The sequence below is a fragment of the Marivivens sp. ABH4_498 genome, from assembly GCF_056160585.1.
Genome location: NZ_JBSWXL010000003.1, coordinates 448395 through 463344, shown reverse-complemented (window position 1 = coordinate 463344; position 14950 = coordinate 448395). Strand labels below are relative to the sequence as shown.

General features: G+C 57.7%; 12 protein-coding genes. 4 read left to right on the top strand and 8 right to left on the bottom strand.

The window, feature by feature from the left end; all coding sequences use genetic code 11:
* Window positions 1–78 precede the first annotated feature (78 nt).
* Window positions 79–1209, top strand: a complete 1131-nt coding sequence (locus ACXAGA_RS09635; protein WP_475117263.1) for a polysaccharide biosynthesis/export family protein — start codon at window positions 79–81, stop codon at window positions 1207–1209.
* Window positions 1209–3242 (top strand): capsular polysaccharide biosynthesis protein, encoded by a 2034-nt coding sequence (locus ACXAGA_RS09630; protein WP_475117262.1) that lies wholly within the window; start codon window positions 1209–1211, stop codon window positions 3240–3242. The genes ACXAGA_RS09635 and ACXAGA_RS09630 overlap by 1 nt, the downstream gene beginning before the upstream one ends.
* Here ACXAGA_RS09630 and ribD read toward each other — a convergent pair.
* From ribD to ACXAGA_RS09610, 4 genes are all read right to left on the bottom strand, one after another.
* Window positions 3239–4270 (bottom strand): bifunctional diaminohydroxyphosphoribosylaminopyrimidine deaminase/5-amino-6-(5-phosphoribosylamino)uracil reductase RibD, encoded by a 1032-nt coding sequence (gene ribD / locus ACXAGA_RS09625; RefSeq protein ID WP_475117261.1) that lies wholly within the window; start codon window positions 4268–4270, stop codon window positions 3239–3241. The two genes, ACXAGA_RS09630 and ribD, sit on opposite strands and share 4 nt — an antisense overlap.
* Before the next feature lie 59 nt (window positions 4271–4329).
* Complete coding sequence (gene nrdR, locus ACXAGA_RS09620; protein ID WP_086450016.1) at window positions 4330–4797, bottom strand: transcriptional regulator NrdR; 468 nt, start codon at window positions 4795–4797, stop codon at window positions 4330–4332.
* A 115-nt stretch (window positions 4798–4912) separates the two neighbouring features.
* The gene (locus ACXAGA_RS09615; protein WP_475117260.1) at window positions 4913–5335 is read right to left on the bottom strand and encodes a secondary thiamine-phosphate synthase enzyme YjbQ; all 423 of its coding nucleotides are present in this window, start codon (window positions 5333–5335) and stop codon (window positions 4913–4915) included.
* Between the two features lie 3 nt (window positions 5336–5338).
* On the bottom strand, window positions 5339–5728 hold the full coding sequence (locus tag ACXAGA_RS09610) for a winged helix-turn-helix transcriptional regulator (protein WP_475117259.1): 390 nt from the start codon (window positions 5726–5728) through the stop codon (window positions 5339–5341).
* A gap of 104 nt (window positions 5729–5832) precedes the next feature.
* Between ACXAGA_RS09610 and ACXAGA_RS09605 the strand changes: the two genes are divergently transcribed.
* Both ACXAGA_RS09605 and ACXAGA_RS09600 read left to right on the top strand, forming a co-directional pair.
* Window positions 5833–6675: an SDR family oxidoreductase gene (locus ACXAGA_RS09605; protein WP_475117258.1), complete on the top strand. Its 843-nt coding sequence runs from the start codon at window positions 5833–5835 to the stop codon at window positions 6673–6675.
* A gap of 63 nt (window positions 6676–6738) precedes the next feature.
* Window positions 6739–8298 (top strand): tetratricopeptide repeat-containing sulfotransferase family protein, encoded by a 1560-nt coding sequence (locus ACXAGA_RS09600; protein ID WP_475117257.1) that lies wholly within the window; start codon window positions 6739–6741, stop codon window positions 8296–8298.
* Between the two features lie 67 nt (window positions 8299–8365).
* On the opposite strand, the gene rpoD is transcribed toward ACXAGA_RS09600, so the two are convergent.
* The 4 genes from rpoD to ACXAGA_RS09580 all read right to left on the bottom strand — a co-directional run bounded on the left by rpoD (window position 8366) and on the right by ACXAGA_RS09580 (window position 14888).
* Window positions 8366–10348 (bottom strand): RNA polymerase sigma factor RpoD, encoded by a 1983-nt coding sequence (gene rpoD, locus ACXAGA_RS09595; protein WP_475117256.1) that lies wholly within the window; start codon window positions 10346–10348, stop codon window positions 8366–8368.
* Between the two features lie 108 nt (window positions 10349–10456).
* Window positions 10457–12421, bottom strand: coding sequence for a DNA primase (dnaG, locus tag ACXAGA_RS09590; RefSeq protein WP_475117255.1), 1965 nt, complete (start codon window positions 12419–12421; stop codon window positions 10457–10459).
* Between the two features lie 71 nt (window positions 12422–12492).
* Window positions 12493–13482, bottom strand: a complete 990-nt coding sequence (locus tag ACXAGA_RS09585; RefSeq protein ID WP_475117254.1) for a YcjF family protein — start codon at window positions 13480–13482, stop codon at window positions 12493–12495.
* Window positions 13479–14888 carry a YcjX family GTP-binding protein gene (locus ACXAGA_RS09580; RefSeq protein WP_475117253.1) on the bottom strand — a complete coding sequence of 470 codons (1410 nt, stop codon included), beginning with the start codon at window positions 14886–14888 and terminating at the stop codon, window positions 13479–13481. Before ACXAGA_RS09580 ends, ACXAGA_RS09585 begins: the two co-directional genes overlap by 4 nt.
* Window positions 14889–14950 lie beyond the last annotated feature (62 nt).

Below are 14950 nucleotides of genomic sequence, written 5' to 3'. Positions count from 1 at the left end.
ACTGGATTTTTGATGCAACGCAGGTTACGTTCGTGTCAAAATACGAGGCAAAAATAATAGGTCGAGGAGACCGTAGCAGTGACCACCCTGAGTTTACGCCTAGCCCGAGGCGTGGCCGTGATTGCCGCAGTGACCGCGTTGGCGTCCTGCGGGCTTCCGCGTTCGGGCCCCAATAAGTCCGAAATTTATGCGGGCTCTGTCATGCGCGAAGGCGATGCTTTCGTTCTGATCGTTGATGACCGCATCAACCGCATCGCATCCGTATCCCCCGCCCTTGGCTTTGCCGCGTCGCTGGAAAACGCTGGCGTTGTCGGATCCGACACCGTGCAGCCGGGCGATATTTTGGGCCTGACAATCTGGGAAAACGTCGATGACGGCCTGCTGGTCCCTCAGGGGCAACCAGCAACTGTGCTGAACGAAATTCAGGTGGACGGCAACGGATTTATCTTTGTTCCATATGCAGGCCGCATTCGTGCAGCTGGCAACACCCCAGAACGCATCCGCCAGATCGTGACCGAAAAACTGGCCGAACAAACACCCGAACCACAGGTTCAGGTGCGCCGTTTGGCAGGGGATGGCGCGACCGTTTCCGTGTCTGGTGCCGTCGGCGGACAAGGCGTCTATCCGATTGAACGCCCTACCCGTACTTTGGCTGCCATGCTGGCCGCAGCGGGCGGCGTTGCCGTACAGCCCGAAATCGCACAAGTGACCGTTCAGCGCGGCAGCGCCAGCGGCACCATCTGGTACGAAGACCTGTTTGAACACCCAGCGGCAGATATCGCGCTGCGCGCAGGCGACAAAATCTATGTCACCGAAGACAGCCGCACCTTTACCGCACTGGGCGCCACGGGCACGCAAAACCGTATCCCATTCGAATCCAAAGCGATTTCCGCTATCGAAGCCATCGCGACGGTTGGCGGTTTGTCGTCGAACCTTGCTGACCCGACGGGTGTGTTCGTGTTCCGCAATGAACCCGCTGAAATCGCGAACCAACTGTTGGCACGCAACGATCTGGTTGGTGACCAGCGCATCATCTACGTTTTGGACCTAACGCGCCCGAATGGCATGTTTATGGCCCGCGACTTTGCGATCCGCGATCAAGACACCGTTTACGTGACCGAAGCACCATTCGTTCAGTTCAACAAAGCCGTTGCAGCAGCGACCGGTTCGTTGACCGCAGCGGATACTGCACGGTCCGCGTTCCAGTAATGCACGCACCTGAATGGACTCCGGCCGCCGCAGGGATACCCCCGCGGCGGCTGTATGTTTATAACGGCGGTTTTTTAACGCAAAAACGGTTGCGCCGTATTCTGGACCTATGCGGCTATGACATCAGCATAGGCGCCCCCACAAACGGTGATATGGTCGGCGTCTGGGGACAAAGCCCCACATCCCCCCGCGGGATAGCGGTTGCATCCAAACGCGACGCCCCGATTTTGCGGGTCGAGGACGCGTTCATTAGGTCCGTTGGGTTGGGACGGGACGGCGCATTGCCGATTGGTCTATGCATTGACGACATGGGCGTGCATTTCGACCCCGAAACGCCATCGCGATTGGAACAGATCCTAAAGGAACACCCGCTAGACGACGCCGCGCTTTTGTCGCGGGCACGGTCTGGAATGGACCGCATTCGCCGCAATCACCTATCGAAATACAACACCCACGATCCACGGGTCAGCGCGCCCGAACCAGGCTATGTATTGGTCATTGATCAAACGGCCAAAGACGCAAGCGTCACCGCCAGCCGCGCCAATCGAAACACGTTCCGTGAAATGTTGTTCATCGCCCGCGAAGAACACCCAAACGCGCGCATCCTGATCAAAACCCACCCCGAAACCTCCGCTGGCCACCGCGAAGGCCATTATCGGGACAAAGACTGCACAGACGGGATTGAACTATACGACGATGCCATTAGCCCTCAGGCGTTATTAAATGGTGCGATTGCGGTTTACACCGTGTCGTCGCAACTGGGGTTCGAAGCGATCATTGCAGGCCACAAACCCCGCGTCTTCGGACAACCGTTTTATGCGGGCTGGGGCCTGACGCAAGACGAATACCCGATTGCCCGCAGGCAACGCCCCCTAACCCGCGCCCAATTATTCGCGGCATCGATGCTGTTGTACCCTGCATGGTATGACCCGTTCCGCGATTGCCTATGCGATTTTGAAACCGCCCTTGCCGCGATCGAGGCAGAAGCCCGCAGTTACCAAGAAGACAGTCACGGCTGGGTCGCATCCGGCATGCGGTTGTGGAAACGTGACCCCCTGCAAAAGGCGTTTGGCCGCTATCAGCCCGTTATTTTTGCAGATAAAAACACCATCCTAAAATCCGAAAGAACAGGCCGGCCGATCATGGTCTGGGCTGGACAGACGACAGACACATTAGATGCCGCTGGCGCGGTCCGCGTCGAAGACGGCTTTGTGCGGTCGCGTGGATTGGGTGCCGCGCTGACGCCACCGCTTAGCCTCGTTCTGGATGATATGGGGATTTATTACGATCCGTCGCGGCCATCGCGTTTGGAACATATCCTGAATACGCAAACGCCAAATGCCCCCGATCTGGTCCGCGCTGGTAAATTGATTGCGCGATTGAACCGTGCGGGCATCAGCAAATACAATATGGGCGTTGATGACATCCCCAGCGACCTGCCCGCTGGGCGGCGCATTTTGGTCCCCGGTCAAGTCGAAGATGACGCATCGATCAGGCTGGGCACGGCAGATATTTCCACCAATACCGCATTGTTAGAGGCAACGCGCAAAGCAAACCCCGCCGCCACGATCCTATTCAAACCACATCCCGACGTCGAAGCAGGCCTACGCAAAGGTCACGCCCCTAACGCTTCCGACTTTGCCGATGCGGTCCTGACCAATGTCAGCGCACATGCCGCATTGGACATCGTAGACGAAGTTTGGACCATGACCTCGACCATCGGGTTCGAAGCCCTATTGCGCGGCAAACGGGTCGTGACATTTGGTCAGCCATTTTACGCGGGCTGGGGCCTGACGTTGGATCGCGGAATGCCGATTGAACGACGGGCCGCACGGCCTGATCTGGAAACATTTGTCCACGCCTGCCTGATCGATTATCCGCGCTATTTCGACCCCGTCACAGGTCTGCCCTGCCCGATCGAGGTTATTCTAGACAGGCTAGAGGCAGACGATATCCCGAACGGGCCACCGATGCTGAATCTGCTGTCAAAACTGCAGGGCGTGTTTTCCAGCTTTGCGTTTTTGTGGCGTTAGCGGCGCTGCCAGCGCGACATGACATCCGCGCCAACGGGCGTTAATTCAACCAGATCAAATCGCGGCGCATCCGGTAGATGTGAAATCCCCATCGGGCCAAGCGCTGGCAAACCTTCGGCGCCTATGCCCATGCCTGCGGAAAAGACGATCAGTTCGTCGACGCAATTGGCCTGCAACATTGATGCGGCCAACGCGCCGCCGCCTTCGCAGAACACTCGCGTCAGCCCGTTTTGGGCCAAAGCAGACAACGCCGATGTGACGTCGATTTGGTCGTGTTTCACGACACAGGGCAGCGACATCGCGCCTGCGTCGACCCAAGGGGCCAATTTTTCGTCCGTCGCGGCGTGGCACAACCAAACAGGGATATCCTTGGCCGTGCGCGTCAACGTGCAGTCAGCCGGCACATCCATCAGGCGCGACACGACAACGCGCACAGGTTGGCGATCAACGCCCATATCACGCACAGTCAACGACGGGTCGTCTGCGCGGACCGTGCCCGCCCCGACCATAACCGCATCATGGCGCGCACGTTGGGCATGGACCATGCGGCGCGCCTGCGGTCCAGTGATCCACTGGCTTTCGCCCGTCGCCGTTGCGATCCGGCCATCCAGCGTACAAGCCAGTTTTAGCGTCACCCAAGGCCGCCCATTGGTGACCCGACCGAAAAATCCAGCGTGATCGCGCTGTGCTTCGGGTTCGCACAGACCAACATCAACTGTGATCCCCGCCGACCGCAGCATCGCGATGCCCTGCCCTGACACGCGGGGATCAGGGTCCGTACAGGCGATCACAACGCGGGCCACCCCAGCATCAATCAACGCATTCGCGCAGGGCGGCGTTTTTCCAAAATGTGCGCAGGGTTCCAACGTGACATAAACCGTCGCGCCGCGCGCACGCGCCCCTGCCTGCGCCAAAGCCACGGGTTCGGCATGTGGGCGCCCACCATCAGCCGTGCGACCACGCCCAACAATGATATCGCCCTGAACAATCACGCAGCCAACCGCAGGGTTCGGCCAGACACGCCCCATCCCACGCCGCCCCAAAGACAGCGCAAGGCGCATGTACCGATCGTCACTGGCCGAAAAAATCACGAGTTTGGTGGAACGTCAGGCCGCAGTTCGTCGATGAATTTGTCGAAATCATCGGCTGCTTGGAAATTCTTGTAAACGCTCGCGAAACGCACATAGGCAACGGTGTCGATGCGGGCCAAAGCCTCCATCACGATTTCGCCAATGGTTTTCGACGGAATGTCGGTTTCGCCCATGCTTTCCAAACGGCGCACGATGCCCGAAATCATCTGATCCATGCGTTCAGGTTCAACGGGGCGTTTTTGCAGCGCGATACGGATCGACCGTTCCAGTTTGTCACGATCAAAATCTTCGCGGCGACCATTGGATTTGATCACCACCAGATCCCGCAACTGGACCCGTTCGTATGTGGTGAAACGACCGCCACAGGCCGGACAAAACCGCCGACGACGAATGGCTACGTGATCTTCAGCCGGACGGCTGTCTTTTACCTGCGTATCGACGTTTCCGCAAAATGGGCAACGCATAGACCTGTCCCCTTACCGCCTAAATCTGGTTTATCCACCAGTTATCCACAGGTACTATAGGGGCCTCCGCTACATTTGGATAGAGTCAATTTTGCCCCACCAGATGATGTGGCAATCAGGATTCACCGATCAGCTGAGCAACCACCTGACGATCATGCGGACGGTCCCGATGTTCGAAAAGGTAAACACCTTGCCACGTTCCCAACATCGCACGCCCTGAAATGACGGGAATGGACAAACTGACAGGCAGCAACGCCGCCTTGATATGGGCGGGCATATCGTCCGGGCCTTCGTAGGTGTGGGTCAGATAGGACATCGACGGGTCGGTCGTGGGCGGCACCAGCCTGTGGAAAAATTCGCGCATATCGACCTGAACTTCGGGGTCGTGGTTTTCCTGGATCAACAACGAACAGGACGTGTGCCGCACGAATAGCGTCAGCAGGCCGTCACCGCGCCCGTGCACAAAATGCTGAACGCTTCGCGAGAATTCGTACAGCCCCTGCCCGTTGGTCGAAACGTTAATCAACTGATGTGTCATCGCCTAACCCTGCGCGTAGGCGTCGCGCGCCTGCTTGATGTGATCAAAATTGTCATCGGCCCAATTAAACAGCCCCTCCATCGCAGTTAGCAACGATCGGCCCATGGGCGACAACGTGTATTCCACCGAAGGCGGTTTTGTCGGGAACACTTTGCGTGTGACCAGCCCATCACGTTCCAGATCACGCAACGTCTGGGTCAGCATCCGTTTGGAAATATCCGGCAAAGACCGCCCCAGCGCATTAAACCGCGCGGGCCCGTTCGCCAATTCCAGCACGATCAGCATCGTCCATTTCGCGGCAACATGGTCCAACACTTCGCGCACGGGACAGGCCGCGGGATCAAACCCCTGCGCCTTCCATTCATCCAACCTGCTTTGCTGTACATCACGCATGGCGGTTCCCTTTTCGTAACCTATGGCAAAAAAACTGCCTCCTTACGGATCAGACATAAGGTCTCTAAATGAGACTAGCAACCGATTCTAAACTGGAGACTACAATGACCTATCTGATTACAGGCGCATCCGGCCAATTGGGCCAACTGGTGATCGACCATCTGGCAACGCTGGTGAACAAGGACGATATCATCGCGCTGGTCCGTTCGGATGAGGCCGCGAAACATTATGCCGATTTGGGCATCGCGACCCGCATCGGCGATTATGACAAACCTGAAACGCTGGCGCCTGCGTTTGCGGGCGTTGATAAATTGCTGCTGATCTCAGGCTCTGCCGTTGGGGAACGCGTCCGCCAACACACGGCTGTTATTGAGGCCGCGAAACAGGCGGGCGTCGGCTATATCGCCTACACATCCATCCTGCGCGCAGACGAAAGCCAGATGGCATTGGCCGCCGAACACAAAGCGACCGAAACCGCGATCAAAGCATCAGGCATCCCATTCACGATCCTGCGCAATGGCTGGTACATCGAAAACATCACAGGCCAAACCGAACAAGCCGTTGGCATGGGTAAACATTTCGGCGCAGCGGGCGACGGCAAATTCGCGGCGGCCACCCGCGCAGATTACGCGTCAGCGGCGGCAACCGTGCTGGCAGGGTCCGATCACGCGGGCAAAACCTATGAACTGGCAGGCGACACGGCGTTCACATTGGCCGATTTTGCCGCAGCAGTGACCGCCGCCAAAGGTACCGCCGTGGAATACGTCAACCTGCCCGAAGACGCCTATAAATCGGCGGTGGTCGATGCCGGCCTACCCGAAGGTTTCGCAGGCATTCTGGCCGATAGCGATGCCCGCGCAGCCGACGGATGGCTGTTCGATGACAGCCACACCCTGTCGCAATTGATCGGTCGAAAAACCACGCCTCTGGCAGATGTTTTAGCCTAATCGACCCCGCGCTTGCCAAGGGCCGCGACCTATGGTCTGTGTCGCCCAAACTTGGAGGCACGCATGGCAAACGCGATCAAAGACGCTGCAAAACTGGAACAATCCGGTGACATCACTGGCGCAGAAAAACTTTTGCGCCAGTTGGTTCAAAAAGATCCCAAATCGCTGCCTGCCTTAACAGCGATCACAGAATTTTACCTGCGCCGCCCAGGCGGGGCGCGATTTGCATCGGCTTTTGCGAAACAATTGGTCGCGAACACCAATAAATCGCCAAAGGCGCTGATCCTTGCCGCGCAGGTTGAAGCCGAACAAAACCAGCTGCCGACCGCTGTGAAACTGGCGGAAAAGGCGCATAAACTGGATCGCAAAAACGCCGAAATCCAATACATCTATGCGGTCATCCTGCGCAAATCAGGTGACGAAACCGCAGCACGCCCTCTGTTGGACGCGGTGATCAAAGCCAAACCAAACCATATGTTTGCCCGCCGCGAATTGGGGCGCCTGTTGGTGAACACGGGGGATATGGACGGCGCGACCAAAATCGCAGAGGCCTTGGCAAAGGATTTTCCAAACGACCTAAGCGGTCTGCTATTGTATGCGACCGCCAACAAAATCACCGCTGACAATCCGATTTATCAGGACGCCAAAGAACGGCTGCTGCCGCATCTTCAGAAAACGGACCGGCTGACCTTTGCCAGAGGTGCGCGCCTGATGTCGAAAATCGAAACGGATCTGGGCAACCACGAAGACGCGTTCAAACTGGTTCATATGGCCAAAGCAGCCGCGCCCGCCCGTTTTGACGAAAAACGCTATGTCCATTTTGTGCAAAGCCAGACGCAAAACCTGACACGCGCCGATTTCTTTGGTGCGACAGGGTCGAATGACGAAACGCCTGTGTTCATCGTCGGCATGCCGCGCAGTGGTAGCACATTGCTGGAACAGGTGCTGACCGCCCACCCCCAGATCGGCGGCATCGGCGAAAGCCTGATGATGAACGACATCAGCAGCCGTTTGAAAATGGGCGTCCACGACGGCAAACGCATGGTGGATGTGATCCGTGCCATCAATTCGGAAACATCCGGCCGTGCGGCGGATGATTACCTGACGCATATGAAATCGCGACTGCCCGACGGAGCCCTGCGCGGAGTCGATAAGTTTCTACATAATTTCGAACGTTTGGGCCTGATCGCGAAATTATTCCCCAAGGCGCGCGTCATTCATGCGGTGCGCGACCCAATGGATACCTGCACGTCGTGCTACATGAGCCCCCTGTCGGGCAACCACGGGTATACCCAGTCGCTGGATCAGCTGGGCCGCTATTACAAATACCATTTGGGCCTGATGCAGCATTGGAAATCGGTTCTGCCGCTGCAAATCACCACCGTCCGCTACGAAGATATGGTGAACGATCTGGAAACCACCGCAAAATCGACGATTGCCGCGCTGGGGCTGGATTGGGACGATGCGTGCCTGAACTACCAAGACAACGATAACGCCGCGCGCACCATTTCCACATGGCAGGTGCGCCAACCGATCTACAGTTCGTCCATCGGGCGCTGGAAACGCTATGATGCGTTCCTTGGTCCCCTGAAAAAAGAACTGGCCTCGCTGTACAAAGCCTAATCAAAACGCCCTTCGGGGCGTTTTTTATTGGCCAGAAACAAAAAGCGCCCCGTGGGGCGCTTTCGTTTTATTGATCCAAGAAACTGCGCAGCTTGCGGCTGCGGCTTGGGTGTTTCAGTTTCCGCAGCGCTTTCGCTTCGATCTGACGGATACGTTCGCGGGTCACGCTGAACTGTTGACCGACCTCTTCTAGCGTGTGGTCGGTGTTCATGCCGATGCCGAAACGCATACGCAGAACGCGTTCTTCGCGTGGGGTCAGCGATGCCAGAACGCGGGTCGTGGTTTCCTTCAGGTTTTCCTGAATTGCGGAATCCAGCGGCAGGATCGCGTTTTTGTCTTCGATGAAATCGCCCAGCTGCGAATCTTCTTCGTCGCCGATCGGGGTTTCCAGCGAAATCGGCTCTTTCGCGATTTTCATGACTTTGCGGACTTTTTCCAGCGGCATTTGCAGCTTTTCTGCCAATTCCTCTGGGGTTGGTTCGCGGCCAATTTCGTGCAGCATCTGACGGCCCGTACGCACCAGTTTGTTGATCGTTTCGATCATGTGAACCGGAATACGGATGGTGCGCGCTTGGTCAGCAATCGAACGGGTGATCGCCTGACGGATCCACCATGTCGCGTAGGTCGAGAATTTGTAACCACGGCGATATTCGAATTTATCCACCGCCTTCATCAGGCCGATGTTACCTTCCTGAATAAGATCAAGGAACTGCAGACCACGGTTGGTGTATTTTTTCGCGATCGAGATAACCAGACGCAGGTTTGCCTCGACCATTTCTTTTTTGGCTTGGCGGGCTTCTTTTTCGCCCTTTTGAACCTGCTGAACGATGCGACGGAATTCGCTGATGTCCACACCGACGTACTGACCGACTTGGGCCATGTCGTTGCGCAATTCTTCGACTTTGTCCGCGAATTTATCGCAGAACATTTGCCAACCACGACCGGACTTTTCGCCCATGCGTTCCATCCAGGTCGGATCCAGTTCGGCGCCGCGATAGGCGTCGATGAATTCACGGCGGTTGATGCGGGCTTGGTCAGCCAGTTTCACCATCGACGAGTCAATCGACATGATGCGGCGATTGATGCCGTACAGCTGGTCAATCAGCGCTTCGATACGGTTGTTGTGCAGGTGAAGCGAATTCACCAGAACCACGATTTCCGAACGCAGTTTCTGATACGTATCTTCGTCCGTATCCGAGAACGATCCGTCTTCGTTCAGGGTCGCCGACATACGGGCGTCCTGCATTTCGGACAGGGTGTAGAAATCGCGAGCGATGATTTCCAGCGTTTCCAGAACCTGCGGTTTCAGCGCAGTTTCCATCGCCGCCAGCGACATGTTTGCCTGTTCGTCTTCGTCGTCATCGTCGTCGGTGCGGATCGGGTTGCCGTCGGCATCCAGTTCCTGTTCCTTCGGTTTGTCCGATGGCGCAGCAGCGGCCGACGTATCAACAACAGGCTGAACGTCGTCTTCGTCGTCCATCTGGTTGCCGAATGTCGCCTCTAGGTCGATCACGTCGCGCAGCAGAATGTCTTCGGACAGCAATTCGTCGCGCCAAATGGTGATCGCTTGGAATGTCAGCGGGCTTTCGCACAGGCCCGCGATCATGGTGTTGCGGCCGGCCTCGATGCGTTTTGCGATCGCAATTTCGCCTTCGCGCGACAGCAGTTCGACGCTGCCCATTTCGCGCAGGTACATGCGCACTGGGTCGTCGGTGCGGTCCAGTTTTTCGGTGTCGCCGCTGGACAGCGCAACTTCGCGGTTGCCGCCGGTGGTCACCAGATCGGTGCCGCCTTTGTTTTCTTCGACTTCCTCGGATTCTTCATCCTCGGTCACCTGAATGCCCATTTCGGACAGCATCGACATAACGTCTTCGATCTGGTCAGACGAAACCTGATCAGGTGGCAGAACAGCGTTCAGCTGGTCGTAGGTAATGTAACCACGCTCGCGCGCCTCGGAAATCATCCGTTTGACGGCAGCCTGACTGACATCCATGGACATTTCGTCGTCTTTGTCTTCGACCTTGGAGTCGTCGTTATCTTTGGCGGCCATGCAATGTTCCTCAAAGCTTTAGCTAGAATCACCGATTCGCGTTTTTACGAATCAACGGTTTCGCGGCGCGATTCGCAACCACTACGCTATGTTTTTTATCGATAACAGTTACGAGCCCTGATTTTTTTGCCCAACTTTTTGCGCGTTAAGGGCCTGAACCAGTTTTCGCAGACTGTCACTTTCGTCTTTTTTCACCGCCAGCCCGTTTTGGGCGACGACCATTTCGGATGTATCTTCCACAGATCTAGAGGTGGTTGGATCGGCGGCAATCGCAGATGTGCCCAAACGCCATGTCAGCCCCTCCTCCTCTGAGGTTTCAAAGTCTTCCCATGCTTCGGCCAATTCGGCCTGATGCCCGCGGCGCGCCTCTAGTTTGGCGAATTCTTCGCGCAGTGAATTATAGGCCAATTCACTGTCACCGGCGCGGCGGATTGCGGGGATTAACGGGAAATGGCGATCCGCGAAAAAGGTTTCAAGGGCCATGGGGCCAATTTCTTCGGCCACGCGGTCGCGCAAGTCGTCTTCGCCCACGTAGCGCAGGATCGCGTCGCGGATATCGGAATGCAGCGGGTCACAGCATTTCAGCCGTTCCAGATCGGGTTCGAACGCCAAAACTTCGGTCGGGTTGGAAATCAGGATCGCCAGAATGACCGCTTCGCGCAGTTTGTCGTCGTTCATCTGGCCCGACCCGATGGCGGACGATTTCGTGGTCATCAGGGGCGCAACGGGCACAGCCCCGCGCGGCGTCCACGGACGACGTTGGAACCCTGCCCCGCCCGATTTGCGTTTCGGCCCGAACAGTTCATAACGCATTTCTTTGATCGCTTGGCCGTAGTGATGGCGCAGCGACGGGTCTTGGATCACTTTGATCTTTTCGCGCAGGATTTTATCCAGCGCAGCGCGGCGTTCGGGGCTGTCGAACACTTTGCCTTCGGTTTCGCGCTGCCACAGCAGTTTGACCATCGGCATCGCCTTGTCCAACACGTCCTGCACAGCCTGCGCACCTTTGGCGCGGATCAAATCGTCAGGGTCTTGGCCTTCGGGCATGATGGCAAAGCGGACGGATTTCGGCGCCTCTAGCAACGGCAGGGCCAGATCGATCACCCGCATGGCCGCGCGGATACCAGCGGTATCACCGTCCAGCGCAATGATCGGTTCGTCCGAAATACGCCACAACAGGTGCAGCTGATTGTCCGTGATCGCGGTGCCCAGCGGCGCAACGGTCGCGCCGAACCCCGCCTCGGACATGGCGATGACGTCCATGTAGCCTTCGGCCACGATCAGAGGCTGACCTTTACCTGCAGCTTCGCGGGCGGCTTTGTGGTTGTATAGATTGCGGCCCTTATCAAACAGCGCAGTTTCGGGGCTGTTCAGATATTTGGCGTTGTCATTGGGGTCCATCGCGCGGCCACCGAACGCTATCGCGCGGCCACGGGCATCGCGGATCGGGAACATGATCCGATGGCGGAACACATCATAGGGGCGTTTGCCTTTGTCCGACGGTTTGGCCAGACCCGCACCGATGATCAGTTTGTCATCAATGCCCTTCGCCTTCAGCGCGTCGTATAGGTTCTGCCATCCCGCAGGTGCGAACCCGATTTCCCAGCGATTTTGCGCATCTTCGGACAGGCCCCGTTTCGCCAGATAGGCGCGTGCATCCGCCGCCAGCCCCGTGCGCAATTGCAGGCGGTAGAATTTCACCGCCTCTTCCATGACTTCGGACAATTGGGCGCGGTGGTCGGTTTTTTCCTGCGCACGCGGATCGCGTTTGGGCATAGGCATACCAGCCTCGCCCGCTAGGATTTCGACCGCTTCCATGAAACTGACGTTTTCGGTTTCGCGCACGAATGAAATGGCATCCCCTTTGGCGTGACAGCCAAAGCAGTAGTAATACCCTTTGCGATCATCGACGTGGAATGATGCGCTTTTTTCCTGATGGAACGGGCACGGCGCCCACATGTCGCCTTTGCCCTGATTGGATTTGCGGGTGTCCCACATGACCTTGCGCCCGACAACCTGCGACAATGACAGGCGGGTACGTAGTTCATCTAAAAATCCAGGGGGCAGACTCATGGCGGTAATATCGGCTTTCGCAGGGTCCGAGTCTAGGCCGCCGCGAACGGCCTAGATGAAAAAGCTGTGGATTAACCTTTCGCGCCGCCGAACAATCCGGTCAAAGCGCGGCGCACAATGCCTGTGACGCTGGGTTTGGTTTGGGTTTTGAACGGCAATGGGCGGCACACCTCAAGCGCGGCAACGCCGACGCGGGCGGTTAGCGCGCCGTTGATCACGCCTTCGCCGAAACGTCGGGACACTTTAGACAATGCGCTGCCGCCCGCGACCGACCCGATCAGATCGTCGCCCACGGCCACGGCCCCCGTCGCCACCAAATGCGCCAGAACGCTGCGCACCAAACGCCAACTGCCCAGCGTGCCCGACCGACCGCCGTAGATTTCAGCGATGCGTCGGATCATCCGCAGGTTAGACGCAAGCGCCGTAAACAAATCAGCCAAGGCCAGCGGCACGATCGCCGTGACGGTGGCGACCTGACGGCTTGCCGCCTCGATTTCTTTTTGGGCGCGTACGTCCAGCGGGGCCAGCAGGGTCGTTTCGGCCAGCCCCAGTAGCCCATCAGCGTCAAACACGTCCTTTTCCTCTTCCTTCAGGCGGCTGCGCCCCCATTCCAGATCATCGCGGCGCGCGTATAGTGATTGCAGCTGATCCACGACCTTGCGCGCGGATTTAAGATCATTATTCGCGGTCGCCTCTTGCGCCATTTTGTGGATGTGATCGACCTTGCGCATCCGCCCGAACGCCGCCAATTCGCGCAGCGCAACGATGGCCAAAACAAACACCATCGCGGCAAACAGCGCCGTGATGATCCCGCCCAAAATCGGCGAACGATCGATCAACGCGTTCACGTAATCCCATGCGGCCAGCGACACGACAAAGCCGACCGTCGCCGTCAGGATCGACCAGAACCATTTCGCAATGCGCGATGGTTTGCGCTGTGACAATGCCGCCAGCTGCTGCATCGCAACGGGTTGGTCAATCGGTTGATCCTCGATCATCGGGGCATCAGACGGGTTCGGAGCGGGCTGATCCAGATCGATCAGAACGGGGCCTTTGGTCATAGGCGATCCCCCAATAAAAACTGCGCGGCGCGGTCAATGCGGATATGCGGCGGCCCATCCCCTGCCCTGCGGGTCAGCGGCGCGGGGGCGAAATTCATCACCGAATAATCCTGATCCAACCATTTTTCCGCGCCATCACGCGCGGGCGATAACAACACCGCAGGGTCATCAGGCAGCGCCCCAGGATAAAACGCCGCTTGCCGCCCATCGATCAACGTTCCGCGGACGACATCCAGCGATGCGCCGTCATGGGCAACTGTATCTTCGGTCGTGGTGCGCAAGGCGGCGATGGACATCGCATCCGTCTGCGCACCCGCAAAATCCGCGCGGTCAATCGCGTCGCGGACCAAAGCGCGGGTGATATTCGTCAGTTTCGGGTGCTGGTGGTGATGCAGGTGATCAGCCTTGGTCGCGGCGAACAGGATTTTGTCCACGCGCCGCCCGCCCAGCAGGCGGGTCAGCCACGCATTCCGCCCCGGACGAAACGCTGCCAGAATATCGGCCATAGCGGTGCGCAAATCTTCGACCGCTTTGGGGCCGTGATGGATCGCGCCCAGCACGTCGATCAAAACGATCTGGCGGTCGATTTTAGCAAAATGGTTCTGGAAAAACGGCTTTACGACCTGACGTTTGTAGGCTTCGAACCGGCGTTCGAATTCCCGCGCCAATGATCCGCGCGGTTTGTCACCCGCTGGCAAAGGCGCAAAGGTCAATACAGGCGATCCCTTTAGATCACCGGGCAGCAAAAATCGCCCCGGAGACAGGTCAGAATACCCCGCATCCCGCGCAGCGTTCAGATAGTCAGTAAAAACGCCCGCCAATTGCCCCGCGCTGGGTTCATCTAGCGCAGCAGCCCCATCGGCGCCATTCAACGCCGCCAATGCATCTACCGCTTGTTCGCGCCCTTGCATCCGCGCCAGCGTTTCATCCGCCCACTGACGATAGGATTTATCCAACAGCCCCAAATCCAGTAGCCATTCACCGGGATAGTCGACGATATCAATATGCACCGTGCGCGGCCCTGTAAGGCCCGCGATCATCCCTGTCGGCTGCACCCGCAACGACAGGCGCAGTTCGGACACGTTCCGCGTGCCTTCGGGCCAAACGGGCTTTGGGGATGTCAGTTTGGACAGGTGATCTTCGAACGGAAAACGGGGGATCGTGTCGTCAGGCTGCGGCTGCAAATACGCCGTGCGGATCGCGCCGTTTGCGGCTGGCAAAAACTGCGGCATGCGCCCGCGATCCATCAAATTGGCCACCAAAGACGTAATGAACACCGTCTTGCCCGCACGGCTTAGCCCCGTGACGCCCAACCGAATAACAGGGTCCGAAAACGGCGATGTGACAGTATCGGCCACGGTTTCGACACTGCGGACCAAACCATCCGCCAAATCAGAAAGACGCAAATCAATCTCCTAAATCTTCGTCCTTTAAATAGGTGTTAGGCGGGCGCATGTGTAGACCACGG

Coding starts and splice junctions, on each gene's coding strand:
- ACXAGA_RS09630 (WP_475117262.1), top strand. CDS start 1,209: ATGCACGCACCTGAATGGACTCCGGCCGCCGCAGGGATACCCCCGCGG.
- ribD (WP_475117261.1), bottom strand. CDS start 4,270: ATGGGGCGTGTCTGGCCGAACCCTGCGGTTGGCTGCGTGATTGTTCAG.
- nrdR (WP_086450016.1), bottom strand. CDS start 4,797: ATGCGTTGCCCATTTTGCGGAAACGTCGATACGCAGGTAAAAGACAGC.
- ACXAGA_RS09615 (WP_475117260.1), bottom strand. CDS start 5,335: ATGACACATCAGTTGATTAACGTTTCGACCAACGGGCAGGGGCTGTAC.
- ACXAGA_RS09610 (WP_475117259.1), bottom strand. CDS start 5,728: ATGCGTGATGTACAGCAAAGCAGGTTGGATGAATGGAAGGCGCAGGGG.
- ACXAGA_RS09605 (WP_475117258.1), top strand. CDS start 5,833: ATGACCTATCTGATTACAGGCGCATCCGGCCAATTGGGCCAACTGGTG.
- ACXAGA_RS09600 (WP_475117257.1), top strand. CDS start 6,739: ATGGCAAACGCGATCAAAGACGCTGCAAAACTGGAACAATCCGGTGAC.
- rpoD (WP_475117256.1), bottom strand. CDS start 10,348: ATGGCCGCCAAAGATAACGACGACTCCAAGGTCGAAGACAAAGACGAC.
- dnaG (WP_475117255.1), bottom strand. CDS start 12,421: ATGAGTCTGCCCCCTGGATTTTTAGATGAACTACGTACCCGCCTGTCA.
- ACXAGA_RS09585 (WP_475117254.1), bottom strand. CDS start 13,482: ATGACCAAAGGCCCCGTTCTGATCGATCTGGATCAGCCCGCTCCGAAC.